Here is a 24,720-nt window from a genome sequence, read left to right as displayed (position 1 = left end):
GCGGACACTATAAATCCAACTATCTCTATATACTCGTTCGGAACAGAGATGATTTCCGAAGATACTATGGTATCCCATCGAACTATCCCCGATAAGATATCTTTTCAACAGCTCAATGAGCCAAAATTATAGAATACATACGGGGTGCAAAGCGATGAAATTCGCTGAAAACCCCGGATATCACCGAATAGTGCGCTGTCGTCGTCGGTGTGTTACGGTTAGACACCCGTAGAAGGGTACCATACATAGCAGTATATAGAAATAATAGCAACGTATTATTACGTTCTGTTCTTGGGATTCAGTGTATGTCAGGTAAGTCGTCACGCGGAATTTCGCGACGCAAATTCCTTGCGGGAGCGGGTATAACCGGGGTAGCCGCGCTCGCAGGCTGCACGAAAAATCCGGCAGCTACCGGTTCCGAGGGAAACGGTGGACTGAGCGGTTCGATTAGCATCTCCGGCAGTTCCACCGTGTTTCCGCTGGCACAGGCGATTCAAGAGAAATTCGTTGAAAAACACGAAAACGTGAACATCGACATCAAATCGACCGGAAGCGGTGGCGGTTTTGCAAACCATTTCTGTCCGGGAAAGACGGAGTTCAATAACGCCTCCCGACCAATCAAGAAGGAGGAGATTTCCGCCTGCAAGGAAAACAACATCACTCCCGTCGAACTCAAGGTGGCGACGGACGCCCTAACGGTCATCGTCAACAAGAACAACGATTTTGTCGACTGCATGACCGTCGACCAACTCAAGCAAATCTGGCAGGGTGGCAACAACAAGGTCACGAAGTGGAGCGACGTGAACTCGGAGTGGCCAGACGAGAAAATTATCCTTTACGGACCAACGGAGGCCTCCGGAACGCTTGATTACTTCCACGAAGCAATCGTCGGCGAAGACAACGAACACCGAATGGATCACCAGGCAAGCGAGAACGACCGCAGTATCATTAGCGGGGTCGAAAAGAGTAAATATGCACTTGGATACCTCGGATTCTCGTACTATACCGAATCCAAAGACAAGGTGAAAGCGCTCGGCATCGACAATGGAAACGGCTGTGTCAAACCATCGCTGGAAACCGCCAAGTCCGGCAAGTACAAACCACTTTCGCGCCCGCTGTTCACGTACCCGAAGCAGTCGGCACTCAGTGAAGACCATGTCGCCGAGTTCGCGAAATTCTGGATAGAAAACGCGACGAGCAAGGAAATCGTAGCGGATAGCGTCGGATACGTCCCGCTCGACGAATCCGAAAAGAAAGAGCAGATGAACACCCTCGAAACCGCCATCGAGAAGGTAAACGGTAACTAAAACGACCGAATCGGCAAACGAAGACCTTTTCGAACACGACTGGAGAATACGAACAATGAGTACTGATCGGATAACACAAAGCCTTACAAGACGAACAGGAAATTCGTCACGGGAGCTATTAGCGCGTCTGTTTTTCTTCACCTGCGCACTCCTGTCGATAATCACGACCGTTGGTATCGTCGTTCTGTTATTCAACGAATCGCTGCGGTTTTTCAGCGAAACTGCGGGATTGATGGGCGTCAGCGGGGAAACAACGTCTATCATCGATTTCTTCACTCAAACGACGTGGCGACCCAGTAACGGCCAGTTCGGTGTGTTGGCACCGCTGACTGGGACGCTCATGGTGACCATCGGTTCAGCATTCATCGCGTTGCCGCTGGGTGTCGCAACCGCACTCTTTCTCAGCGAGTACGCGAGTCCACGGACACGGTCGGTGTTAAAACCAGCACTCGAAATTCTCGCCGGGGTCCCAACCGTGGTATACGGATTCTTCGCACTCATCTATATTACACCGTTCTTCGACATTTTTATCGGTTTGCAGTTTTTCAACATGCTGTCGGCGAGCATCGTCGTCGGTATCATGATCATCCCGATGGTCGCATCCATCAGCGAGGATGCGATGAGCGCTGTTCCGGACAGCCTTCGCCAGGCCGGATACGGAATGGGTGCGACGAAGTTCGACGTATCGGTCGGAATCGTCATTCCTGCGGCGATTTCGGGCATTTTCTCCTCGTTTATCCTCGCGCTGTCGCGGGCAATTGGGGAGACGATGGCGGTAACTATCGCGGCAGGGAGTGTCTCGTTCTTCCGGAATCCGCTCAATCCGCTCGAATACACCAATCCGAACCAGCCAATAACGGCGGCAATCGTGCACTCGCTCACGGGTGACTTCGCCGGTGGCGGTATCGCGTATCGGAGCGCGTTCGCCCTCGGTCTAACCCTGTTTATTATCACGCTCGTGATGAACGTTGTCAGCGACCTCATCGCGAAACACTACCGGGAGGAATACTGAGATGGCAACGGACACTGGTGGATACGAATCGACGGAACAGTTTTCACGAGTTAGCCGAATCACCGGGACGGTATTCAAGTACCTACTGTTAGTCGCGACGCTCGTCGGAATCGTCGCACTCGGCGTCCTGTTGCTATACGTGACGAACGACGCCATCCAACCCCTTACTGCCGACCCCGGATGGTATCTCGTATTCTTCACGACGTTCGTCCTTCCGACCGTCGCCGTCGGCTGGTATCTGAACCGAACAGACCAAAAGTCGCTTTCGACAGGAGTGACCGCACTCGGGATTCCACTCGTTGGTTCGATATTCGCGGCGGGTATCTCGACGGTCTTTATCGACGTGGTGTACCCCCTCATATGGTTCGCGTACTTCGTCGCGTTCGCGATCCCCACTGTGTTCGCCATCGGATTGAGCCGCAGCGATTTCGATATTCCGTTCCTCGGATGGTTGGGTATCACGGTGCTCACGTTCGCCGCATCGTTCGTGCTCGTGCCGTACGGTATCCTCCGTCTGCTCTACATCCCGACCGATGGCATGTCGATGGCACTCACCTTCGGCTCGGTGGCGGCACTTGTCGGGAGAAGCTACGTGGGAAAGCGATGGAACGAGGAGCGAGCCGGCGATATCGCGGCCGGTATCATCCTCCTTGTGACGATGCTCTCGGCATTTATCGGCCCCGTTGTCGGTGTTGGCGCGGTTCCCGCGCCGATTCTGACGACGGTGGCCCTCGTCCCGGTCGGACTCTACGTCGCAGACACGATGGCCCATCATCCCGAAAACAACGTTGGACTCGCGCTGCCTGCCGTCATCATCGGCGGCGCATTCCTTGGGGCGTTCCTCGTCAACGTGTTTTCGTTCGCTGGACCACAATCGTGGCTCGACTGGGCGTTCGTCACGGGCAACAGTTCGAGCACGGCAGCGGACGCAGGTCTGTATCCCGCAATCGTTGGTTCGGTGTTGTTGATGTTCGTCGTCGCTCTCGTTTCGTTCCCGGTCGGCGTCGGTTCTGCAGTGTATCTTGAGGAGTACGCACCAGACAACAAATTGACCAGAATTATTACTATCAATGTCTCGAATCTGGCTGGTGTTCCGAGCGTCGTGTACGGACTACTCGCCGCAGGTGTCTTCGTCACCTATCTCGGTCCCGGTATTCCGGTGCTTCCACCAGCAATCGCGAACCCGCTTGGCCTCTCGCCGATATACGTCGCCGGTAGCCTGTTTGGTTCCGGTACTATCGTCGTGGGAGGATTGTCACTTTCGCTCCTCATCCTGCCCATTATCATTATCTCATCGCAGGAAGCGATTCGGGCGGTTCCGGACGACATGCGACAGGCATCCTACGGAATGGGAGCGACCAAATGGCAGACGGTGAAAAACGTCGTCCTTCCCCGGGCATTCCCCGGCATCCTCACCGGAACGATTCTCGGACTCGGACGTGCAATCGGTGAGACCGCACCGCTCATAATGATCGGTGCGGCGGCCATCGCTCCCGTTCCGCGCACGTTCGAGTCGGTCGTCGCTGCGATGCCGATGCAGATTTACGCGTGGGCAGGGGCGTTCGCTACAGACGAATTCTTCAACCGGGTTGTTCCGGCAGGTGTCGTCGTCTTGCTGATCGCCATGCTGGCGATGAACTCCGTCGCTATCGCACTGCGCAACAAGTTTCAGAGAGGCAACTAAACAATGAGTCAAGAGAACATGCAGAACGAGGAATCGGGACGGAAAGAGAGTACAGACAAATCATCAAATTCGAGGGCCAACGAGATGGTCATCGAAACGGAGGTGGACTCCGAAGGTGTCCGCCGTGCGGATACGCGTCCCATCATCACGGCGAGGGACGTCAAGGTCTGGTACGACAGTGACCAAGCGCTGCGGGGCATCGACATGGAAATCCCGGAGAACCGCGTCACCGCGATGATCGGTCCATCCGGTTGTGGGAAGTCCACGTTCCTCCGCTGTATCAATCGCATGAACGACCTCATCGACGCGGCACGCGTCAAGGGCGAACTCACGCTGCGCGGGAAGAACGTCTACGACGACGACGTCGACCCGGTGGCGCTCCGCCGACGAGTCGGGATGGTGTTCCAGAAGCCGAACCCGTTCCCGAAGAGCATCTACGACAACGTCACGTACGGGTTGAACATCCAGAACAAGGACGGGGACTACGACGAAATCGTCGAGAAGTCGCTGAAACGTGCCGCCCTGTGGGACGAGGTGAAGGACCGACTGGACGAGTCGGGCCTCGAACTCTCCGGCGGGCAACAACAGCGCCTCTGTATCGCCCGCGCCATCGCACCCGACCCGGAAATTCTGTTGATGGACGAACCGGCCAGCGCGCTTGACCCCGTCGCGACCTCGAAGGTCGAAGACCTCATCGCCGAACTGGCCGAGGACTATACCGTCGTCATCGTCACCCACAACATGCAACAGGCGGCCCGTATCAGCGATAAGACGGCGGTGTTCCTGACCGGCGGCGAACTCGTGGAGTTCGACGACACGCAGAAGATATTCGAGAATCCGGAACACCAACGCGTCGAAGATTACATCACCGGAAAGTTCGGGTAGATTCTCCCTGCCACATAATTCAAATACGGAAACCTGATCATACACACCATGGCACGTAAAAATTACCAGCAGCAGTTGACCGACCTTCGAGAGAACGTCTTGTACATGAGCGAGGTCGTGATGGAACGGCTCCGTCTCGGCCTCAACGCGCTCGAACAGAAGGATCGCGAACTCGCCCACGAGGTCATCGAGGGCGATTACGAGGTGAACGAACTCTACCTCGAACTCGAAAAGGACTGTATCGACCTCTTCGCGCTCCAGCAACCGGTCGCCACCGACCTCCGCATGATCGCGGCGTCGTTCAAGATCATCACCGACCTCGAACGCATCGCCGACCTCGCCGTCAACCTCGGGGAGTACACGCTCGAAGCGGACCAAGACAGGTTCCCCGAAGTCGACATTCAGGAACTCGGGACCGTCACGCTCGACATGCTCGAAGTGACGATGGAGGCCTACGACAACGAGAACACCGAGGACTGCTACGCCGTCGCCGACCGGGACGAGGACTTGGACGACCTCTGTGAACGCGCCAGCACCCTCGTCGTCCGTGACCTCATCGAAACCGAACTCGAAGAGAACACGGAACAGGAAATCGAGCGACTCCTGCAGGACGTGTCGCGTCTCCTCCTGACCATCCGCGACTTGGAACGCATCGGTGACCACGCCGTCAACATCGCCGCTCGCACCTTCTACATGGTCGAAAACGACGACGAGCTGATCTACTAGAACGCACCTTTTTCTGCGGTCGAGAAACGAAGCCAGCGCGATTCGCGCTGGCTTCGTCCGTCTCCCTGGAAAAATCTGCACCAAAACCTCGGTGCTCCTTCCGAGGCGCGAAGCGCCTCGTCAGTCCGCGCCGAGTCCGCTCACTCGGCTCACGGCTTCGCCGTTCGCCTCGTTCGCGGTGAGAATTCTAGCGACCGGCGGCTGTGCCCCTGCCGATTCCCTACTTTTGATGCAGCATTCGCTCACTCGCCACAGGAATCCGTTTCGTTCGACGGCATATCCAGCCAACCGCCTTGACGAATACGGATGGTCACGGAAAAACAGTCTCCCTGCCGGGTCTTTGCCGGAAATCGATGTTCGTACCAGTCGGACTGGTCATCGACTCGTGCCGCGACGGTGTATTTACCCGGCGTCGACATCCACTCCTCCTGTATGACCGGTGCCGGATTTTCATGGGTTCCGAACTCCGAACCCTCGTCAAGAGTGTAGTCTGCGGTATGAACCCGTTCACCGTCCCGAGAAATCCGAACGTGAACAGTGTGTGGGGGTTCATCGAGATTGAGCAGTATCAGTTCCGCGAGACGCGCCGTTTCGGGTCGAGCGAGCGCCGAGCAACCGCTCAACCCACCGATCACACCGCCCGCGGAGAGGACACCAAATCGTCGGAGGAGGGACCGTCGGGACGGGGATTTCATATCCTGTGTCTGTATCGGTCGAGTAAATATTTTCTCTATACTGGTTTCGAGAACAGAAGAACAAACGAGCCAACCGCCGAGAATCAGCGGGCTGGTCAACCGCTGGGGCACCAGTTCGTCACCGGAAAATCGGAGATTTTCCGGGCCGAGAAACCCTCGAAGGAACGAGAAGAACTCGCTCCGCGAGTTCTTCTCCGTGACTAAGTAGGGTGACGAAGTGCTTTTGGTCGAGCTTTTACAGGAAGCCAGCGGAAACGGCGACGGTCGTCGCCGTTTCCGCTTGCGACCGTCGTAAAAGGTCGTTCTTATTGGAAGCCGATGCGGCCGCCGGTCTGGCGCTGTGGACCGGACGACCCGCCCTTGAACTCCTGTTCCATGTCGGTGTAGTAGTCGAGGAGGTCCTCCGTGACCGTGGCGCGGACGCTCTCCATCGCGGCGCGGAAGTGTCGCATCTCGACTTCCTCCGCGTCGTCGTCCTCGCGCAGGGCCTCGATTGCGGCCTCGCGGGCGATGGATTCCAGGTCGCTGCCGACGTAGCCGTCGGTCATCTCCGCGAGTTCGCGGAGGCTCACGTCGGGCGCGAGCGGACTGTCCTCGGTGTGAATCTTGAGGATCTGCTCGCGGCCCTCCTCGTCGGGTTGGCCGATCATGACGAGGCGGTCGAAGCGACCGGAGCGGATGAGCGCCGGGTCGATCATGTCCGGGCGGTTTGTCGCGCCGATGACCATCACGTCGCCCTTGTCCTCCAAGCCGTCGAGTTCGGTGAGGAGCTGGTTGACGACGCGCTCCGAGACGTTGCTCCCGACCTCCTGTCCCCGTCCGGGGGCGAGGCTGTCGAGTTCGTCGAAGAAGATGACCGTCGGGCTGACCTGCCGCGCCTTGCGGAACGTCTGCCGGATGGCCTTCTCCGACTCGCCGACCCACTTCGACAGCAGTTGCGGGCCGCGCACGCTGATGAAGTTGGCGTTCGTCTCGTTGGCGACGGCTTTCGCCATGAGCGTCTTCCCGGTTCCGGGCGGCCCGTAGAGCAGGACGCCGGACGGCGGTTCGATTCCCATGCGTTCGAACTTCTCCGGCGAGGAGAGCGGCCATTCGACGCTCTCTTTGACCTGACTCTTGGGGTCTTCGAGGCCGCCGACGTCGTCCCACGACACCTTCGGGAGTTCGACGAGCACCTCGCGCATCGCGGAGGGTTCCACCTCGTTCAGCGCGCCGCGGAAGTCCTCGCGCTTGACGATCATCCGGTCGATGAGCGACGGCGGGATGGACTCCTCGTCCAAGTCGATTTCCGGCAGATAGCGCCGGAGTGCCTTCATCGCGGCCTCCTTCGTCAGGCTCTCGATGTCGGCACCGACGAACCCGTGTGTGTCGTTCGACAGGCCGGGGAGGTTCACGTCGTCGGACAGGGGCATCCCGCGGGTGTGTATCTGCAGGATTTCCGTCCGTCCCTCCTCGTCCGGCACGCCGATTTCGATTTCGCGGTCGAAGCGGCCGGGGCGGCGGAGCGCTGGGTCCACCGAATCGACGCGGTTCGTCGCGGCGATGACGATGACCTGTCCGCGCGCTTCCAATCCGTCCATCATCGTAAGCAGTTGGGCGACGACCCGACGTTCGACTTCGCCGGTCACGTCCTCGCGTTTCGGCGCGATGGAGTCGAGTTCGTCGATGAAGATGATGGAAGGGGATTCCTCGGCGGCGTCCTCGAAGATTTCACGGAGTTGTTGTTCGGACTCGCCGTAGTATTTCGAGATGATTTCCGGTCCCGCGATGGAGAAGAAACTCGCGCTGGTCTCGTTGGCGACGGCTTTCGCCAACAGCGTCTTCCCGGTTCCCGGTGGACCGTGGAGGAGCACACCCTGCGGCGGCTCGATGCCGAGTTTCTGGAAGATCTGCGGGTGCTTCATCGGGAGTTCGACCATCTCCCGGACGCGTTGGATCTCGTTCTGGAGACCGCCGATGTCCTCGTAGGTGATACCGCCGCCGGTCTTCTCGAAGCCCGAAATCGGCTCTTCCCGCAATTCGACTTCCGTATCCTCGGTGATGAGGCAGACGCCCTGCGGGTCGGTTTCGACCGCGATGAGCGGAATCGCCTGTCCCGGCGAGCGCATGAACGGGTGGTTCGTGCTCGACATGACGGGCACGATGTCGCGTTCGACGACGGGTCGTTTCAGAATCTGTCGTTTGACCATTCCGGCGGCGTCGCTGCCGAACTGGACGCTCGCCTCCTCGGGCGGTGCGAGTACGAGTTTGTCGGCCTTGTCGGCCTCCGCCTTACGAATCTCGACGCGTTCGCCGATACCGACGTCGGCGTTTTGGCGGGTAAAACCGTCGATACGAACCGTATCGGTGTTCCAGTCCTGCCGGTCGGCACGCCAGACCTTGGCCGCAGTCGTATCTCCTCCTTCTATCTCGATGATATCTCCGGGGCTCAGCTTCAGATGCAAGAGCGTGTCCGGGTCGAGACGGGCGATACCGCGTCCCGAATCGTTCGGATACGCCTTCGCCACCTCCAGTTGCACTTCGTTCATGATTGTTCAGTCACGGGGATAGTTGTGGGTGATAGTTCGCGAGGCATAAGTCCTGTGCTACCGGGGGGTTTGGCCACCCCACCGGCCGCGATGAACAGTACCCGCGTGCGATGGCTGACACTACGTGGGGGCAGTACAAAGGGATAGTGGTGCCGACATGACCGCAGGTGTTTTCGCGCTTCGGAACAGGGACGTGGTATGAGAACGCTTGCGTTCGACGGACGAATGGGAGCCAGCGGGGACATGATCCTCGGAGCGCTGCTCGATACGGGAGCGACGCGGGACGCGCTCGAACCGGTCGAGGACGCCCTCGACGTGGAGTACGACGTCGAATCGGTCGTCAAAAACGGGATTTCGGCGACGGGCGTCACCGTCCTTCTGACCGACGACGGGGATGAATCGGAAGACGGGCACGTTCACGCACACGACGACGACCACGACCATGGTCACGAGCACGACCATCATCACGGAGACGAACACGACCACGACCACGATGGGGGTCATCACGCGCATCAGGATCACCACATTCACGAACACGACCACACCCACCAGCACGACCATTCCCACCAACACGCGGAAGGCGCTGGTCAGGTCCGGACCTACCGCGAGGTCATCGACGTGCTCGAATCCATGGCGCTCGACTCCCGCATCGAACGCGACGCGAAGGCCGTCTTCCGTACTCTCGGCGAGGCGGAGGCGAGCGTCCACGACACCGACCTCGATTCGACGCACTTCCACGAGGTCGGGACAGACGACGCCATTGCGGACATCGTCGGTGCATCCTTGCTGTTCGCCGACCTCGACGCCGACCGAATCGTCACGACGCCCCTCGCGACCGGCGGCGGCGAAGTCGGGATGAGCCACGGGACGTTCCCGATACCCGCACCCGCGGTCGTGGAAATCGCGGCGGGTGCGGATTGGTCACTGACCGGCGGTCCCGTGGAAGCGGAACTGCTCACCCCGACCGGTGCCGCGATTTTGGCCCACTTCGCGGACGGCGTCGAGACCCTGCCCACGCTGAACGTCGATGGCTCGGGATACGGCGCGGGCGGTTACGACTTCCCCGAACATCCGAACGTGTTGCGCGTCCTCGCCGGGAAATCGAGCGGTAGTCTCGTGCGCGACGACGTCACCGTCCTCGAAACCAATCTGGACGACGCGTCGCCGGAGGTGTTGGGCGGGCTTCAGGAGACCCTCGCGGACGCGGGTGCACGTGACGTCTCGATTCTCCCCGCCACGATGAAGAAAGCGCGCCCGGGCCACGTCGTGAAGGTCATCGTCAAACCCGAGGACGCCGAACGGGTCGCGTGGAAACTCGCCGAGGAGACCGGAACGCTCGGCGTCCGCGAGGCGGGTGCCAGCCACCGATGGATCGCCCGTCGGGAGTTCGAGACGGCGACGCTGGACATCGAAGGGAAGGAGTACGAAGTCACCGTCAAACTGGCGAGCGACGAGTCAGGCTCAGTCTACGACGTGAGCGCGGAGTTCGAGGACGCGTCGGCCGTGGCGAACGAGACCGGGATCGCGGTTCGAGAGGTCATGCAGCGGGCGGAAGCGGCGATTCACGAAAACCTATAACCGACGACGGGCCGTATTTTGAACATGGCCCGCGTTCGCGTCCAGTGTCCGTACGAGGGATGTGACGGGATGGACGAGTTCGAAACCGACCCCGACAGCGAAGTCATCGCCCGCGAGAAGGGACACGTCGACGTCGACAGGTTCCAGAAAATCGGCAAGCAACTGCTCTCCGGCACCATCGTGAAGGAAGAACACCTCCAGTGCCCGACGGACGAAACGCATCGGTACACGGTTCTGGTGGAACTCTGAGTCGGCTTCTCCCGTCTTCCCTTCTCCCGTCTTCCTTTCTTCCGGTCTCTCTGCTTCTCTCCCTACTCCTCGCGGTGTTCCGCTAACGCCTCCTCGATGGTCAACTCCCCGGCGGCGACCCGCCGGGCCAACTCCTCGTCGATTTCGCGGTTGTCGGCGGAGTGTTCGCGGGACCGGCGCTTGATGACGCCGAGTTCGCCCTGCGTGGGTTCGATGTCCCGGTCCTCGACGATTTCGCCGTCCAATCTGGCGATGTTGACCGCGGCGAGGACGTCGCCCATGCCGCGCGCACCGGTGCCGAGATACGGCGTGGTTCCGGTCTCGTCCACGAGTTCGACCCGGACGTCTTCGAGTTCGCGGATGAGTTGTGCGCCCTGGAGGCGCGCGCCGTCGCCGATTCGGACCACGGGGTCGATGGCGTCCTTCGCTTCCGCTCGAACCACGTCCGCGGCGTCGGCGATGGGGACGTGAAACGACGCGACCACCATGTCCCCCGAAAGCACGGCGATGCCGGGCCGGGTTCCGGGGTCGATGCCGATGACGGTGCGCCCCTTCTCGCCGCGGAGCACGGCCAACGCCTCCTCGACCGCCTTTCGGGGGCGGTTCGGGTCCGCCACGACCGTCGGCAGTTCGGTGGCCACCTCGTCGTCCGCACCGCGAATGACGATCCGAGCGCCGTCGGGGAGTTCGCCGCTCGGTTCGACCGTCGTGAACCGGACGCCCCTGTCGCGTAGCTCGCCCACCACGTCGTGGTACACTTCGAAGTCCTCCGTCGCAACGACGACTGTCACTACGCTCCCTTCGAACGGGTGGAATAAAGTCGCCTCGGTCTCCCCGAAAACCGGAACCTTTTGCGTGAGAAGCGCCAATCCCGGCATGTGACCGACGCCGAGAAACTGACGACAGGGTGCCCGCCGGTGGACGACTTGCTCGGGGGCGGCTTGGAGCGCGGAACCGTGACACAGGTGTACGGTCCGCCCGCCGCCGGGAAGACGAACGTCGCGCTGGGGACCGCGGTCGAGACCGCACGGGACGGCGGTACCGTGGTGTACATCGACACCGAGGGACTGTCCGTGGACCGCTTCGAACAGATAGCCGCTGCGCGCGCCGACGATATCGACGAAGTCGCGTCCCGAATCGTCATCAAGGAGGCCCTCGATTTCGCGGAACAGCAGGAGGCAGTCAAGGACGTTTCCGAGTTCGCGGAACGGGCGGATCTCGTGGTCCTCGACAGCGCGACCGGGTTCTATCGCCTCGAACGCGGCGAGGACCGAGAGGGCGGCGAGGCGCTTCGCGGGGTCGCCCGCCAAGTGACGCATCTCCTCTCGCTTGCGCGCAAACACGACATCGCAGTTCTGCTGACGAATCAGGTGTACACCGACCCGGATTCGGACGGCACCCGACCGCTCGGAGGGCACACGCTCGAACACTGGACGGGCGTCGTCCTTCGCGTGGACCGCTTCCGGGGCGGCAACCGTCGTGCGACCCTCGAAAAACACCGGTCGAAACCCGCCGGTGGCCGCACCCAGTTCCGAATCACGGACACGGGACTCGAAGGGGCACAGGAAAGCGTTTGAATAACGGGTGGACCTCCGAGAGGTCGCATTGCGGGGAAAGGGAAAAGCGGTGAACGAGAGCGGGCCGACCGATCGGACGGGACGACTCCCCGGTTACGTGTCGTCTCGTCGTTTTCGAGTTACAGTTCGTTGAGCTTTCGGAGCAGTTGACCCTCGTACTCGCGGTCGCTCCGGATGCCCTTCAGTTCGAGGACGTTGCGTTCCAACACGTCGCGGGCGACGTTGAACGCCTGTTCGGAACCGTAACCCTCGCCGGATCCGGCGACCTGACCGCGGTTGGTACGGAGGCGGATTTTACACTGGATGAGCGGCGTTCCGCGGAGTTTCTCCTTGTGTTCGTGGAAGCGCACGTGCGCGTGGCGCACCTGCATGTCCTGATACTTGTCCGTGATCTCCTCGACGCCCTCCCGGATCGCCTGTCGGGAGATGGTGTCGAGGAGGTCGATGTTCGTGATCTGTACGTCCATGTGGTCCTCCTCGGTGTAGGTGAGCGCACGGAGCACGTCGGTTTTCGTGAGGATGCCGCCGACCACGCGGTCGTCGTCTTCTGACGTCACGGCCAGTCCGGCGTAGTCCTTTTCGAACATGCGTTCCACCGCGTCCTGCACGCTGTCGCCGAGCGAGATGGTTTCGACGGGACTGGTCATCACGTCGTAGACCGGCAGGTCGAGCATTCGGTCGCTGTCACCCATCCGCTCGCCCCGCGTCGGCTTGTCCATGTTCCGGGTGACGAAATCCACGATGTCGTGGGTCGTGACCATCCCGGTGAGGAAGCCGTTTTCGTTCACGACGGGGAGTCGGGAGATGCTGTGTTCGCGCATGAGATTGATGACGCGGCCGAGCGTCTCGTCCTCCGAAATCGTGACGGGATTTTCGGTGTAAATCTGCTGGACGGTGAGCGCGTCGAGGTTTTCGAGGACGCTTTCGAGAATCGTGTCCTCGTCGATGATGCCCCAGAGTTGGCCGTCCTCGAAGACGGGTGCGACCTTGGACCCGCCTTCGACGAGTGCGCGGGCGACGTCGCGCACGTCGTCGGTGCGGTGCACCTTCGGCGCGGGTTTCGTCAGCGTCGCCACCTTCGTTTGGTCCTCGATATGCGATTGGAGGAGTTGTTTCTGGGTGATGACACCGCTGTACGTGCCCGCTTCGGTGACCACGATCCCTTTCGGGTTCTCCTCTTCGAACATCGAGCGGGCCTTACCCAGTCGCTCTTCCGCTTCGATTTCGAAGTAATCGGTGGTCGCAATGTCAGAGATATCCATCGGCGTTTTGAAATACGCGGCCATTCGTCTTGAACTTTGTCGCGGGATGGGCATTTCGGTCGGGTTTTTTTGTGGCGCACGTCGTACCATCGAACGTGCTCCCCGACATCGGCGCGGCCTTCGGCCCCTACACGTATATTGTCAGCGAACTGGTGTTCGGAGCGTTCGCCCTTTGGCTGCTCGTTCGAGCGGATGCCCTCCCCCGCGCCGGCAAAACCATCCTCGTTCTGTATCCGTTGGCCTACGTCTGGGACTGGTACACCCTTACGATCGGCGTGTTCGCCATTCCGCTTCGAACGGGCATCGAACTGATCGGTATCCCCCTCGAAGAACACATCTTCATCGTCGTCGTTCCGGCCCTCGTATTGGGGATTCACGAGAACCTGCATCACCGTTGAGAATTCTTGAAGAATCGGCCAGTAATTGCCCATTACCACCAGACGGCGACGAGGTGCGAATTTTTTTCCGTCGTTTGTAACCACCCGTTTACTGCTGGTAAATGGTGAATAACAAAGAACAAACCCGGCAATGTTTGAATCCATGTTGGGTTACGAACACGGGGTGGCGTAGTAATGAGCACAATCGGTGACTCCTCCGGCGCGGGTGACAACGATATCGATAACGAAACGGGTGACTCGGACTCGACGGTTGCCAAGCAGGTCTCGGATATCCTCGACTCCAACGGTTCGCACGACGAACGTGCAACGCCGCTCTCGCGCGACATGGTCTTCGACGTACTGAAAAACCAGCGACGACGGTACGCCCTTCACTATCTGAAACAGGCGGAGGAAACCGTCCAGTTGAGCGACCTTGCAGAACAGGTCGCCGCGTGGGAGAACGACACCACCGTCGGCGCGATTTCGGCGGCCGAACGAAAACGGGTTTACACCGCTCTCTACCAGTCCCACCTCCCGAAACTCGACGACGCAGGAATCGTGGATTACAACCAAAACAGGGGTATCGTGGAACTCTCCACGGCGGCAGAACAACTCGACCCATATCTCGAAACCAACACGCGGGACGACATCTCGTGGTGTAAACGTTACCTCGTAATTGCGGGCGTCGGACTTGCACTCCTTACCGCGGCGTGGCTCGAAGTGCCTCCGCTCGCAGGAATCGGTGACATCGGACTCGCTCTTTTCGTCGTCGTCGCGTTCACCGTCGTCGCCATAGCGCACACCTACGATGCACGACGCACGCCGTCGACCGGCGAACAGGCACCGGAAATAGCGGACGAGTAAGATGGCCGGGTTCTCCCTTCCTCCCCACTCACTAGCGGCCGCTTTTCCACTTCGATACGCGACCGTTGACGTCTCGAAACGACGTATAGAAACGGGATTTCGAGTCATACCTGTTCCCTGAAACCCTCGTTATCGAACGGTAGCCTCCCCGTGAGCGCGGCAAAGGGGATGTTTCAGAATCAGTATCATTTCCACAAAGCTGATACCACGAACCACAAAAATCCAATCATGCCGTCCCTAAACAAAGACGACGCGGTGCGATATCCCGCTCGCCTGAAGGGAGCGCTCGGAATCCCGGCGTTCCTCGTCGGCTACCTCCTCACGTTCCTCTGGGGTGCCGGTCGTCTCCAGTCCATCTTCGGTGAGTTTCTCGTCGCAAAACTGTCCTCGACTCCTCCCACATTCGCGCAGTTCCTCGCGAATCACGGCGCGAGCGTTCCGACGTGGAAGGGCGTCGGGTGGCTGTTCTACAGCGCCCACTTCGTCTCCCTTTCGGGTCCCGTCCAGCCGAACATCATCAGCGACGCCGGTGGGTCGCTCTCCCTGCTTCGACTCGTCCCGCCGGTGGCCCTCGTCCTCGCGGGCGCGCTGGCGGCCCACGGTTCTTACGGCCGTACCATTTGGCACACGGGCTACTCCGGCGCGCTGATATTCCTCGGCTACTTCCCCGCTGCCGTCGCCGGGAGCTTCCTCTTCGTGGTCACCATCGGACTTCCGATGCGCCCGAACATCCTGTACAGCGCCGTCCTCGTCGGTGCCGTCTACCCCGTCGTGTTCGGTGCCATCGGTGGCGGCCTGATGCACGAAGTCCACAAACGAAGCGTTCGACAGGGAACCACGGTTCCGAGCTAACATGGTTTCGCACGAAAACAAGGTCATCCTGTTCGCCATCCTCGTCGCTCTCCCGGTGACGCTCGGAGCGCTCCGGCTGATCAACGACTACTGGTTTGACCTCCCCACGTGGGTCGGCGGTGCCGCCATGATCCTCGTGGCCGTCATCGTCCCGCAGTTGTACATCGGCTACACCGAGGGGTAGGAGCCGTGATTTCCGCCGTTCACTCGCACACCCGTCGTTTTCCGGCTCGTTCGCGACCAGTAGAATTAACTCCTCGTACTATGATATGTCGGACGAAGCAACAGGGTTTTGCCAAACGGCCGGAGATGGAAGCTCCGACCCTGCTTGCTTCGATAGGCTCGAAGCATGTCCGACAATGATTCTCCCCAAGAAAAGCGTACCGCAAAGCGAACGCTCATCGACGACTGTCCGTACTGTGACGAACCTGTCTCGATGATAACGGTCAAAGACCCCGAGTACATGTATCTGTGGCCGTGCGGCCATCGGATGCCGATTTAGGGTTCGGTTGGTTCGACAACAGTCTCCGATTGAAAACGAGCGCAGGACGATTAGTTTTCGTGGTTTTCTATCGTTTCAAGGAGGGGTAGAATTTCCTCGAAACGTGGGCCATGCGCGACGGTGCCTTCCTCCCGATTCCATTCGATGAATCCACCATCGGCCAACTTTGGGAGGTGAACGTGAGTGTTGCTGATGAGGGACCGTTCCAGTTCCTCGTTCTTTCCCTCGAACTCTCCTTCGTCACGCGGACTGTCCGTAGCGAGTTTCGAGAGGATTCGACGTCGGCTTTGGTGAGAAAACACATCGAATATCCGGTCGAGGGTCGCGCTTTTCCGCGTATTCTGGTTAGTCGTCTGTTTCATGATTTGGTTTCTCCTGATTTCAGAACATATACTCAATTCAATAACTCCTCCGTATTGGGCATGCGAAGCAAAACGAGAGAACGCCGAATTGACAGGCGTCTCGGTTTGAGAGGCCCTTACACCAGTAAGGAGTGGACGGACTGAGACATGTGTACTTTTGTGAGTGTAAAGAAGCGGGTGAATCAAAATAAAGTTTCGGCCTGCGTATCACGCTCCTATATTAGAAGAAGGCGTGCCCACTCCTGCTAGTCCTCTGTTTCAAGCGGGTTCGAATAGAGTAGAACCCGGACGAGACGCATGCCCGCGGAGCGCAACGAAGTGAAGCGAGCAGGAACGTCTCGTCCGGTTCAAACTCCCCAAAGAAGACTTTCCGCGCTACCGCGACTCGCTTCGCTCGTCGGTTGGTAGCGCGGAAAAGTATGGGTTTGGGCAGATTTGAACCACGGTCGTTTCGCTCCGCTTCACTCCCTGATTCAAATCTGCCAAACGAACGAACCTGCGCCTCACGAAGTTGTTCGGCGCAGAAGTAGTGGGTTTGGGCAGATTTGAACTGCCGGCCTCCTCCATGTCAAGGAGGTGTCATAACCAACTAGACCACAAACCCAGTCGGCTTCGTTCGAACGCATTCATGAGTTACCCGCAAGGGTAATTGAATGTTTCGAAACGCGGTTCTGTCTGTCGATTTCACGCACACCCCTCCCGACGACACCTTTATGGTGATGTACGTATGTGTTCATTACAACCCAAACACGTTCATTGGTGTCCCACTATGCAGGATTACATCGAACTCGTCACCGACGGACAGGACCTCACTGTAGCACAAGCACGGGAGGCGGCGTCCGCCGTCTTCGACGGGGCCACGGAGGCCCAAATCGGCGCGCTCCTCACCGGCCTGCGCGCCAAGGGCGAAACGGAGGCCGAAATCGCCGGGTTCGCGCAGGGGATGCGCGGGGCGGCGCGGACGATTTCGCCCGACCGAACGCCGCTCGTGGATACCTGCGGAACCGGCGGCGACGACTACAACACCATCAACGTCTCCACCACCTCGGCCATCGTCGCCAGCGGCGCGGGCGTCCCGGTGGCGAAGCACGGCAACTACTCGGTCTCTTCCTCCTCGGGAAGCGCCGACGTGCTCGACGAAGTCGGCGTCGTCATCGACTCCGAACCGCCAGCGGTCGAACGCGCCATCGAGGAACAGGGCATCGGCTTCATGCTCGCGCCCGTGTTCCACCCCGCCATGAAGGCCGTCATCGGCCCGCGGAAGGAACTCGGCATGCGCACCGTGTTCAACGTCCTCGGGCCGTTGACCAACCCCGCGGGGGCAGACGCGCAGGTCGTCGGCGTCTACGACCCCGACCTCGTGCCCGTTCTGGCCCGCGCGCTCTCGCACATGGACGTTTCCCACGCGCTCGTCGTCCACGGGTCCGGCATGGACGAAATCGCGGTTCACGGCGAAACGACGGTCGCCGAAGTCGAGAACGGAACCATCGAGGAGTACACGCTCTCGCCCGCGGACCTCGGCGTCGGCGAACACGACGTGTCCGCCGTCGCGGGCGGGTCGCCGTCCGAAAACGCGGCGGACCTCCGCGGAATCGTGGAGGGAACCGTCGGCGGCGCGAAACGGGACATCGTGCTGGCGAACGCCGGGGCCGCGATTTACGTTTCCGGACGGGCAGATTCGCTCATCGACGGCGTCGAACGGGCCCGGAACGCCATCGACTCGGGAAGCGCGGGCGAGCAACTTGCCGCCATGACGGGGGCGCTCTCGGCATGACGCGCGTGAAAATCTGCGGCCTGACGAACGAGGAGGACCTCGCGGCCGCAATCGACGCCGGTGCGGACGCCATCGGCCTGCTGGTGGACGTGTCGGTCGATTCGCCGCGCGAGATCTCCCCGACCCGGGCCGCCGAACTCGCCCGAGAAATCCCGCCGTTCGTCTCGACGGTCCTCGTGACGATGCCGGAAACGACGGAGCGGACCGTCGAACTCTCCCGACTCGTCGAACCGGACGCCGTCCAAGTTCACGGAACCAGCGTCGGCGACCTCGCGTACCTCACGGCGAACGCCGATGCGGACGTGGTTTGTGCCATCGACGCGGCGACCGACCGCCCCGAGCGATACGACAGCGTGGCCGACGCGCTGTTGCTCGACGCGGCGGAAACGGGCGGCACCGGCGAGACGCACGATTGGGACCGCGCACGGGAACTCACCGAATCGCTCTCCTCGCCGGTTCTCCTCGCGGGCGGCTTGACGCCTGAGAACGTCGCGGACGCGGTTCGGACGGTCGAACCCTTCGCCGTGGACGTCGCGAGCGGCGTCGAATCCAGCGGCGGACGAAAGGACCACGCCGCCGTCGAATCCTTCGTCACGAACGCGAAACGACGCCGAGAGGCACCCATTCACCAATGAACAGGAAGCAGTTCGACGCACTTGCGAACGGTAGCAACGGCGACAGCGACGGCAACAGTAACGAAGGTGCCATCCTCCACGTCTCCGCCGACCTCAACGTGGCCGTCGACCCGCTGACCGCGTACTCGGTGCTCGGCGGCGGCGAGTACGATTACCTCCTCGAAAGCGCGGACAAAGTCGCCTCCAGCGATCCCTACGGCGCGTTCGACGCCGGACGAGGCGGCTCCGAAACCGACCACGACCGACGGGCGCGCTACTCCTTCGTCGGCTACGACCCCGTTGCCGTCGTTTCCATCGACCCGGACGAAACCCGCGTGACGACGCTGGACGACGACTGGGAGGAAGGGCGGATGAACGACGTGTCCGACGGCGACGTCCTCGACGCGCTCCGCGAGACGCTCCCGAATGCGCCACGTCGTGGGTTCCCCAACGACGAAGGGTTCTGTGGTGGGTTGGTCGGATTTCTCGCCTACAACGCCGTCTACGACCTCTGGTTGGACGAACAGGGCGTCGAACGCCCCGAAACCGACCTGCCCGACGCGCAGTTCGTCCTGAGTACGAAAACGCTCGTCTTCGACCACGCGGAGGAGACGCTCTCGCTCGTGTTCACGCCGTTCGTCTCGCCGGACGACGACGTCGACGAACGCTACGACGAGTTGGTCGCGGAACGCGAGCGGGTCGCCGCCGCGCTCGAATCGGCAGACTCGCCGTCGTTCGGCGACTACGACCCGACGGACGGGACGGCGGGACCGCAAGCGGAGTACGAAGCGGCCGTGGAGCGGGCGAACGAACACGTCGCGGCGGGCGACATCTACCAAGGCGTCATCTCGCGCAAGCGAACCGTCGAGGCGGGAATCGACCCGCGAGCGCTCTACGCGGCGCTCAGGGACGTGAACCCCTCGCCGTACATGTACCTCCTCGGCCACGACGACTTGAGCATCGTCGGCGCGAGTCCGGAGACGCTGGTGTCGGTGCAGGGCGGCGAAATCGTCTCGAACCCCATCGCCGGGACCTGCTCCCGCGGCGGCAGTCCGATGGAGGACCGCCGACTCGCGGGCGAACTGCTCGCCGACGAGAAGGAGCGGTCGGAACACGCCATGCTCGTGGATTTGGCCCGAAACGACGTGCGCCGGGTCGCGGAATCGGGGAGCGTGAGCGTCGAGGAGTTCATGAACGTCATCAAATACAGCCACGTTCAACACATCGAGAGTACCGTGACTGGGACGCTGGCGGCCGACCGCGACGCCTTCGATGCGGTCCGGGCGTCGTTCCCGGCGGGAACGCTGACCGGCGCGCCCAAAATCCGGGCGATGGAGATAATCGACGACCTCGAACGGACGCCTCGGGGCGTCTACGGCGGCGGCGTCGGCTACGTGTCGTGGACGGGCGACGCCGACTTCGCCATCGCCATCAGGACGGCGACGATTTCGCACGGAACGACGGACGAAATCACGGTGCAAGCGGGGGCGGGTATCGTCGCCGACAGCGACCCCACCGCCGAGTTCGAGGAGACGGAACAGAAGATGGGCGGCGTGCTCGCCGCGCTGGAGGCGCTCGAACGACCGCCGGAGACGGAACTCGCGGAGGTGTCGAAATGATCCGCGTGCTGTTCGTGGACAACTACGACTCGTTTACCTACAACCTCGTGGAGTACACCGAGGACGCGCTCCGGGCGAGCGGCGAGGAGTTCGAGACGACCGTCGTGAAAAACACGGCCTCGTTGGACGACATCCGCGACTTCGACCCCGACGCGATAGTCATCAGTCCGGGGCCGGGCCATCCGGCGAACGAGCGCGACGTCGGCGTCACGGCGGCCGTGCTCCGCGAACTCTCCCCCGAGATACCGACGCTCGGCGTGTGTCTCGGGTTGGAAGCCGCGATTCACGAGTACGGCGGCGAAATCGGGCGCGCACCGGAACCGGTCCACGGGAAGGCGTTTCCGGTCGAACACGACGGAGAAGGGGTTTTCGAGGGAATCGAGCAGGGCTTTCAGGCCGGACGGTACCACTCGCTCGTCACGACGAGCGTTCCCGACCCGTTCGAGGTGAGCGCGACGACGACCCACGACGGGACGGACCTCGTGATGGGAATCCGCCATCGAGAGTACCCCATCGAATGCGTGCAGTTCCACCCCGAGAGCGTTCTCACGGCGTGCGGGCGGGAGTTGATCGCGAACTTCCTCGCGCCCTATATCGTCAGGACGCCCGCGCCGTAGAGCGCGGCGACGACGAGGACGCCGACGATGGCGATGCGAAAGAGGACGCTGATGGCGAAACGGATGGCCATGACGAGCAGGATGACGGCGACGACGGCCGCCACGATTCCGACGGGTTCGATGGCGAGGGGTAGCATGCGAGAAATGAATCCCTACTGATTGGTAAACGTATCGGTAGTGTCGTTTTTCATGCGGACAAAATCGCATGAAGGAAGCGAAGTAATACGTCATTACTGCAAGAAATATCGGCTTTCCGGTCACTTTCGCTCCGGTCTGAACACTCTTATATTCCTCCGCGTCTTACTAAGAGATAGGCCGAAGAAAATACGCAGAGGCATCACTATTCAACCACACTTGAAATAAAGAAAGTAAACTTAATTGGGGTTGGGGTAAATGGATTCTTCGTCACGAATGAAACGGGTCTACGTGAGAAATCAAGAGCGAATCGACGTGCAGAGTAGCGAACGAACGGTGGTGGCGCACACATGAGCGGCGCGCACGAGGCGGACGCCGACGACGTAACCCTCCCGGTGAAACGAACCGAGGGCGACACCCTCGAAGACCGGATGACGGGCAACGCCTACAACAACATCCTCCCGGCCCGGTATCTCCGGAAGGATGCGGACGGCAACCTCGTCGAATCCCAAGACGACCTGTTCCCGCGCGTCGCGAAGAACATCGCGCTCGCGGAGGCCGTCTACGAGGCCGAAAAGCAGGGCGTCTCGCTCACCGTCACGCCGGAACAGCTGAAACCCGGCCACCCGCGGCGCGACGAACTCGCGGCCGAGGTGTTCGGCAAAGGGACGACGGCGGAGGATGACGCGGAGACGACGCTTTCCGTCTACAACGTCAACAAGTTCGCCTACGAGACGGTCGTTCCCGAACTCCCCGACGACATCCGCGAACACGTGGAGTCCGTCCGGGACGAGTTCGACGAACTGATGGGACAGCTCTCGTTCGTCCCCAACTCGCCGACGCTGATGAACGCGGGCGACGAACTGCAACAGCTTTCGGCGTGTTTCGTCGACTCGCCCGACGACGACATCACGAACATCCACCAGACGGCCAAGGAGGCCGCCGAGGTGTTCCAGTCCGGCGGCGGCATGGGCTATGCCTTCTGGCGACTCCGACCGTACGGCGATGCGGTGGGTTCGACGGGCGGCATCGCGTCCGGCCCCATCACGTTCATGCGCACCTACGACCAGATGTGCGAGACCATCGCGCAGGGCGGTGCCCGGCGCGGCGCACAGATGGGCGTCATGCGCGTCTCGCATCCGGACGTCATCCAGTTCATCCACTCGAAGAACAAGGACGTGAGCCTCGCCAACACGCTCCGCCTGAACGACCCCGACGACTACACGCACACGTCGTTCAAGGACGCGCTGGGGGAGGCCCGCGAACTCATCGACGACGACGGCCGCGTCCCGAAACACCTCCGGAACGCCGCCGAGGGTCACCTCTCGAACTTCAACATCTCCGTCGGCGTGACGGACGACTTCATGGAGGCGCTGTACAACGACGAGGAGTTCGTCTTCACCAACCCGCGCACCGAAGAACCGCACGTCGCCACCGAACACACCGAGGAGATGTACGACATGTTCGGCCTCGGCGATTACGTCACGCCGGGCGAGGTTCTTTCCATCCCCGCGACGGTCCTCTGGGACCGCATCGTGGAGGGCGCGTGGGAGAACGGCGAACCGGGAATCATCTACCTCGAACGGGTGAACAAGGAGCACTCCTTCGACGTCGAGAAACATCCGGACCACCGGATTTTGGCGACGAACCCGTGCGGTGAACAGCCGCTCGAAGAGTACGAGGCCTGCAACCTCGGCCACATCAACCTCTCGACGCTCGCCGACGTCGACGCGCCCGACTGGCGCGTCTGGTACGAGAACAACGGCGACGACTACGGTTCGCGCTCGGAAGCCGTCGACGCCTTCCTTCGCGAGGGAATCGACTGGGACGAGTTCGACCACCGCATCGAGTACGGCACTCGATTCCTCGAAAACGTCGTCACGATGTCCGACTTCCCGGTCGAGAAGATAGAACGGAAGGTCCGGGACATGCGGAAGATCGGACTCGGCGTCATGGGGCTGGCCCAACTCTACATCCAACTCGGCGTCCGGTACGGCTCCGAGGAGGGCAACGAGATCGCCAAGCAGTTGATGACCCACATCAATCACGAGTCCAAGTGGGCGTCCCACGAACTCGCGGAAGCGCGTGGCTCGTTCAACGACTGGGAGGACTCGAAGTACGCGAACCCGACCGAGTACGCCGAGTGGTTCGAGGGCCAGACCGGCCTCGACGCCGAGAAGTGGAAGGACGGCTTCCCGGTCCGCAACCACAACACGACCACCATCGCGCCGACGGGCACCACCTCGATGGTCGGCAACACCACGGGCGGCTGTGAGCCGATTTACAACGTCGCCTACTACAAGAACGTCTCCGACGACGTGCAGGGCGACGAGATGCTCGTCGAGTTCGACGACTACTTCCTCCGCACGCTGGAGGCAAACGACATCGACGTGGACGCGGTGAAGGAGGAGGCCCAGACGCAGATGGCGAACAACCGGTTCTCCGGCGTCGAAGGGCTGGAAACCGTCCCGGACGCCATCGGCGAACTGTTCGTCGTGACGGGCGACCTGACCGGCAAGCAACACGCCGCGGTCCAGTGTGCCTGCCAGAAGGGCGTCGACTCGGCCATCTCGAAGACCTGCAACTTCCCGAACTCCGCCAGCAAGGAGGACATGGACGAGGTGTACCGCTACATCTACGACCACGGCGGCAAGGGCGTTACGGTCTACCGCGACGGCACGCGCTCGAAGCAGGTACTCACCACGCGCGCCGACAACGCCGAGTTCGCCGACGAGGAGGAAGCGGCCGAAACCATCGTGACGCAGATAGAGGAGGTCTTCGGCGGCGTCGAAGGCTTCATCGAGAACGAGGAGGTTCGGGCCGCGCTCGGTACCGAACTCGACGACTTGTTCGACGGGGGCGTCACCGGCGGCGCGTACGCCCAGGAACGTCCCCGGCCGGACGTCCTCCACGGCGTGACCCAGCGCGTGGACACCGGCTACGGCAAGATGTACATCAACATCAACGAGGACGAGAACGGCGAACCGTTCGAGTTGTTCGCCACCATCGGCAACTCCGGCGGCTTCACCAACTCCTTCACCGAAGCGTTGGCGAAGGTCATCAGCTACGCGCTCCGCAGCGGCGTGGACCCGAACGAAATCGCCTCCGACCTGCAGGGCATCCGCAGTCCCAAGGTTGCGTGGGACAAGGGCGAACAGATTAACTCCATCCCGGACGCCATCGGCGTCGCAATGCGGCGCTACCTCGACGGCGAAATCGAGAAGGCCTACCCGCAACAGCAGACGCTCGAAGAGACGGCGGACGAAACCGAACCCGACGGCGGTGCGGTGGAGATGGGGACCGAAACGGACGCCTCGCAGTCGCTCATCGACGCGGGCGAAAGCCCCGAATGTCCCGAGTGCGGGTCGCTCTCGCTGTACTTCTCGGAAGGCTGCAAGACCTGCGAGTCCTGTGGCTGGAGCGAGTGTTCGTAAATAGCTTCCGAAGGAAATAGTCCGTTTTCCGCTTTCCCGCCTCTCTCTCCCGCTTTCTCTTCTCCTA

24 protein-coding genes and 1 tRNA gene are annotated in these 24,720 nt (G+C 61.0%); 18 read left to right on the top strand and 7 right to left on the bottom strand.

Annotation, left to right across the window (positions count from 1 at the left end):
* Window positions 1-305: 305 nt before the first annotated feature.
* From LJF34_RS12515 to phoU, 5 genes are all read left to right on the top strand, one after another.
* Window positions 306-1,307, top strand: coding sequence for a PstS family phosphate ABC transporter substrate-binding protein (locus tag LJF34_RS12515; RefSeq protein ID WP_231185344.1), 1,002 nt, complete (start codon window positions 306-308; stop codon window positions 1,305-1,307).
* Window positions 1,308-1,362: 55 nt separating this feature from the next.
* Window positions 1,363-2,319: a phosphate ABC transporter permease subunit PstC gene (pstC, locus tag LJF34_RS12510; RefSeq protein ID WP_231185343.1), complete on the top strand. Its 957-nt coding sequence runs from the start codon at window positions 1,363-1,365 to the stop codon at window positions 2,317-2,319.
* Window position 2,320: 1 nt separating this feature from the next.
* Window positions 2,321-4,003, top strand: coding sequence for a phosphate ABC transporter permease PstA (gene pstA, locus LJF34_RS12505; RefSeq protein WP_231185342.1), 1,683 nt, complete (start codon window positions 2,321-2,323; stop codon window positions 4,001-4,003).
* 84 nt (window positions 4,004-4,087) lie between these two features.
* Window positions 4,088-4,888 carry a phosphate ABC transporter ATP-binding protein PstB gene (gene pstB / locus LJF34_RS12500; protein ID WP_231186320.1) on the top strand — a complete coding sequence of 267 codons (801 nt, stop codon included), beginning with the start codon at window positions 4,088-4,090 and terminating at the stop codon, window positions 4,886-4,888.
* A 48-nt stretch (window positions 4,889-4,936) separates the two neighbouring features.
* On the top strand, window positions 4,937-5,614 hold the full coding sequence (gene phoU / locus LJF34_RS12495; protein ID WP_231185341.1) for a phosphate signaling complex protein PhoU: 678 nt from the start codon (window positions 4,937-4,939) through the stop codon (window positions 5,612-5,614).
* A 242-nt stretch (window positions 5,615-5,856) separates the two neighbouring features.
* Here the strand turns inward: phoU and LJF34_RS12490 are convergent, their stop codons facing one another.
* Entirely contained in the window at window positions 5,857-6,309 is a 453-nt protein-coding gene (locus LJF34_RS12490; RefSeq protein ID WP_231185340.1) for a hypothetical protein, read from the bottom strand.
* Between the two features lie 305 nt (window positions 6,310-6,614).
* Window positions 6,615-8,837, bottom strand: a complete 2,223-nt coding sequence (locus LJF34_RS12485) for a CDC48 family AAA ATPase (RefSeq protein WP_231185339.1) — start codon at window positions 8,835-8,837, stop codon at window positions 6,615-6,617.
* Between the two features lie 198 nt (window positions 8,838-9,035).
* On the opposite strand from LJF34_RS12485, the gene larC reads away from it, so the two are divergent.
* Window positions 9,036-10,415 (top strand): nickel pincer cofactor biosynthesis protein LarC, encoded by a 1,380-nt coding sequence (gene larC, locus LJF34_RS12480; protein WP_231185338.1) that lies wholly within the window; start codon window positions 9,036-9,038, stop codon window positions 10,413-10,415.
* A 24-nt stretch (window positions 10,416-10,439) separates the two neighbouring features.
* The gene (locus LJF34_RS12475) at window positions 10,440-10,664 is read left to right on the top strand and encodes a hypothetical protein (protein WP_231185337.1); all 225 of its coding nucleotides are present in this window, start codon (window positions 10,440-10,442) and stop codon (window positions 10,662-10,664) included.
* A gap of 62 nt (window positions 10,665-10,726) precedes the next feature.
* Here LJF34_RS12475 and LJF34_RS12470 read toward each other — a convergent pair whose 3' ends face one another.
* The gene (locus LJF34_RS12470; RefSeq protein ID WP_231185336.1) at window positions 10,727-11,455 is read right to left on the bottom strand and encodes a hypothetical protein; all 729 of its coding nucleotides are present in this window, start codon (window positions 11,453-11,455) and stop codon (window positions 10,727-10,729) included.
* An 87-nt stretch (window positions 11,456-11,542) separates the two neighbouring features.
* Here LJF34_RS12470 and radB point away from each other — a divergent pair, with 87 nt between their 5' ends.
* Window positions 11,543-12,241, top strand: coding sequence for a DNA repair and recombination protein RadB (gene radB / locus LJF34_RS12465; RefSeq protein ID WP_231185335.1), 699 nt, complete (start codon window positions 11,543-11,545; stop codon window positions 12,239-12,241).
* Between the two features lie 119 nt (window positions 12,242-12,360).
* On the opposite strand, the gene LJF34_RS12460 is transcribed toward radB, so the two are convergent.
* Entirely contained in the window at window positions 12,361-13,503 is a 1,143-nt protein-coding gene (locus LJF34_RS12460; protein WP_231185334.1) for a CBS domain-containing protein, read from the bottom strand.
* A 95-nt stretch (window positions 13,504-13,598) separates the two neighbouring features.
* Here LJF34_RS12460 and LJF34_RS12455 point away from each other — a divergent pair, with 95 nt between their 5' ends.
* From LJF34_RS12455 to LJF34_RS12435, 5 genes are all read left to right on the top strand, one after another.
* Window positions 13,599-13,901 carry a lycopene cyclase domain-containing protein gene (locus tag LJF34_RS12455; protein ID WP_231186319.1) on the top strand — a complete coding sequence of 101 codons (303 nt, stop codon included), beginning with the start codon at window positions 13,599-13,601 and terminating at the stop codon, window positions 13,899-13,901.
* A gap of 174 nt (window positions 13,902-14,075) precedes the next feature.
* Complete coding sequence (locus tag LJF34_RS12450) at window positions 14,076-14,744, top strand: hypothetical protein (RefSeq protein WP_231185333.1); 669 nt, start codon at window positions 14,076-14,078, stop codon at window positions 14,742-14,744.
* Window positions 14,745-14,972: 228 nt separating this feature from the next.
* A complete protein-coding gene (locus LJF34_RS12445) occupies window positions 14,973-15,596 on the top strand; it encodes a hypothetical protein (RefSeq protein WP_231185332.1) in 624 nt (207 codons plus the stop codon).
* A gap of 1 nt (window position 15,597) precedes the next feature.
* The gene (locus LJF34_RS12440) at window positions 15,598-15,780 is read left to right on the top strand and encodes a hypothetical protein (protein WP_231185331.1); all 183 of its coding nucleotides are present in this window, start codon (window positions 15,598-15,600) and stop codon (window positions 15,778-15,780) included.
* Between the two features lie 165 nt (window positions 15,781-15,945).
* Complete coding sequence (locus LJF34_RS12435) at window positions 15,946-16,098, top strand: hypothetical protein (RefSeq protein WP_231185330.1); 153 nt, start codon at window positions 15,946-15,948, stop codon at window positions 16,096-16,098.
* Window positions 16,099-16,148: 50 nt separating this feature from the next.
* On the opposite strand, the gene LJF34_RS12430 is transcribed toward LJF34_RS12435, so the two are convergent.
* The gene (locus tag LJF34_RS12430; RefSeq protein ID WP_231185329.1) at window positions 16,149-16,460 is read right to left on the bottom strand and encodes a helix-turn-helix domain-containing protein; all 312 of its coding nucleotides are present in this window, start codon (window positions 16,458-16,460) and stop codon (window positions 16,149-16,151) included.
* A gap of 530 nt (window positions 16,461-16,990) precedes the next feature.
* Window positions 16,991-17,064, bottom strand: a tRNA-Val gene (locus LJF34_RS12425).
* 165 nt (window positions 17,065-17,229) lie between these two features.
* Here LJF34_RS12425 and trpD point away from each other — a divergent pair.
* Genes trpD through trpG form a run of 4 tightly spaced genes read left to right on the top strand, consistent with a single transcriptional unit; the run spans window position 17,230 to window position 21,084 of the window.
* On the top strand, window positions 17,230-18,234 hold the full coding sequence (gene trpD, locus LJF34_RS12420; protein ID WP_231185328.1) for an anthranilate phosphoribosyltransferase: 1,005 nt from the start codon (window positions 17,230-17,232) through the stop codon (window positions 18,232-18,234).
* Window positions 18,231-18,869 (top strand): phosphoribosylanthranilate isomerase, encoded by a 639-nt coding sequence (locus LJF34_RS12415; protein WP_231185327.1) that lies wholly within the window; start codon window positions 18,231-18,233, stop codon window positions 18,867-18,869. The genes trpD and LJF34_RS12415 overlap by 4 nt, the downstream gene beginning before the upstream one ends.
* A complete protein-coding gene (gene trpE, locus LJF34_RS12410; RefSeq protein WP_231185326.1) occupies window positions 18,866-20,467 on the top strand; it encodes an anthranilate synthase component I in 1,602 nt (533 codons plus the stop codon). Before LJF34_RS12415 ends, trpE begins: the two co-directional genes overlap by 4 nt.
* Entirely contained in the window at window positions 20,464-21,084 is a 621-nt protein-coding gene (gene trpG / locus LJF34_RS12405) for an anthranilate synthase component II (protein ID WP_231185325.1), read from the top strand. The genes trpE and trpG overlap by 4 nt, the downstream gene beginning before the upstream one ends.
* Here trpG and LJF34_RS12400 read toward each other — a convergent pair.
* Window positions 21,057-21,221 carry a hypothetical protein gene (locus tag LJF34_RS12400; RefSeq protein WP_231185324.1) on the bottom strand — a complete coding sequence of 55 codons (165 nt, stop codon included), beginning with the start codon at window positions 21,219-21,221 and terminating at the stop codon, window positions 21,057-21,059. The genes trpG and LJF34_RS12400 overlap by 28 nt on opposite strands.
* A 348-nt stretch (window positions 21,222-21,569) precedes the next feature.
* Between LJF34_RS12400 and LJF34_RS12395 the strand changes: the two genes are divergently transcribed.
* Window positions 21,570-24,653: an adenosylcobalamin-dependent ribonucleoside-diphosphate reductase gene (locus LJF34_RS12395; RefSeq protein ID WP_231185323.1), complete on the top strand. Its 3,084-nt coding sequence runs from the start codon at window positions 21,570-21,572 to the stop codon at window positions 24,651-24,653.
* The last annotated feature ends 67 nt before the right edge of the window (window positions 24,654-24,720 follow it).

It is taken from the genome of Haladaptatus sp. DYF46, assembly GCF_021083305.1.
Lineage (GTDB): Archaea > Halobacteriota > Halobacteria > Halobacteriales > Haladaptataceae > Haladaptatus.
Note: the sequence above shows the minus strand (reverse complement) of the source record. Positions and strands in the feature narration are given on the sequence as shown.

Bases quoted from the DNA above. Each gene is read 5' to 3' on its own strand.
- LJF34_RS12485 (WP_231185339.1), bottom strand. From the start codon at position 8,837: ATGAACGAAGTGCAACTGGAGGTGGCGAAGGCGTATCCGAACGATTCG.
- larC (WP_231185338.1), top strand. From the start codon at position 9,036: ATGAGAACGCTTGCGTTCGACGGACGAATGGGAGCCAGCGGGGACATG.
- LJF34_RS12490 (WP_231185340.1), bottom strand. From the start codon at position 6,309: ATGAAATCCCCGTCCCGACGGTCCCTCCTCCGACGATTTGGTGTCCTC.
- pstA (WP_231185342.1), top strand. From the start codon at position 2,321: ATGGCAACGGACACTGGTGGATACGAATCGACGGAACAGTTTTCACGA.
- LJF34_RS12440 (WP_231185331.1), top strand. From the start codon at position 15,598: ATGGTTTCGCACGAAAACAAGGTCATCCTGTTCGCCATCCTCGTCGCT.
- LJF34_RS12460 (WP_231185334.1), bottom strand. From the start codon at position 13,503: ATGGATATCTCTGACATTGCGACCACCGATTACTTCGAAATCGAAGCG.
- LJF34_RS12400 (WP_231185324.1), bottom strand. From the start codon at position 21,221: ATGCTACCCCTCGCCATCGAACCCGTCGGAATCGTGGCGGCCGTCGTC.
- LJF34_RS12395 (WP_231185323.1), top strand. From the start codon at position 21,570: ATGAGCGGCGCGCACGAGGCGGACGCCGACGACGTAACCCTCCCGGTG.
- LJF34_RS12475 (WP_231185337.1), top strand. From the start codon at position 10,440: ATGGCCCGCGTTCGCGTCCAGTGTCCGTACGAGGGATGTGACGGGATG.
- LJF34_RS12415 (WP_231185327.1), top strand. From the start codon at position 18,231: ATGACGCGCGTGAAAATCTGCGGCCTGACGAACGAGGAGGACCTCGCG.
- LJF34_RS12515 (WP_231185344.1), top strand. From the start codon at position 306: ATGTCAGGTAAGTCGTCACGCGGAATTTCGCGACGCAAATTCCTTGCG.
- trpD (WP_231185328.1), top strand. From the start codon at position 17,230: ATGCAGGATTACATCGAACTCGTCACCGACGGACAGGACCTCACTGTA.
- phoU (WP_231185341.1), top strand. From the start codon at position 4,937: ATGGCACGTAAAAATTACCAGCAGCAGTTGACCGACCTTCGAGAGAAC.
- trpG (WP_231185325.1), top strand. From the start codon at position 20,464: ATGATCCGCGTGCTGTTCGTGGACAACTACGACTCGTTTACCTACAAC.
- pstC (WP_231185343.1), top strand. From the start codon at position 1,363: ATGAGTACTGATCGGATAACACAAAGCCTTACAAGACGAACAGGAAAT.
- pstB (WP_231186320.1), top strand. From the start codon at position 4,088: ATGGTCATCGAAACGGAGGTGGACTCCGAAGGTGTCCGCCGTGCGGAT.
- LJF34_RS12450 (WP_231185333.1), top strand. From the start codon at position 14,076: ATGAGCACAATCGGTGACTCCTCCGGCGCGGGTGACAACGATATCGAT.
- LJF34_RS12445 (WP_231185332.1), top strand. From the start codon at position 14,973: ATGCCGTCCCTAAACAAAGACGACGCGGTGCGATATCCCGCTCGCCTG.
- LJF34_RS12435 (WP_231185330.1), top strand. From the start codon at position 15,946: ATGTCCGACAATGATTCTCCCCAAGAAAAGCGTACCGCAAAGCGAACG.
- LJF34_RS12430 (WP_231185329.1), bottom strand. From the start codon at position 16,460: ATGAAACAGACGACTAACCAGAATACGCGGAAAAGCGCGACCCTCGAC.
- trpE (WP_231185326.1), top strand. From the start codon at position 18,866: ATGAACAGGAAGCAGTTCGACGCACTTGCGAACGGTAGCAACGGCGAC.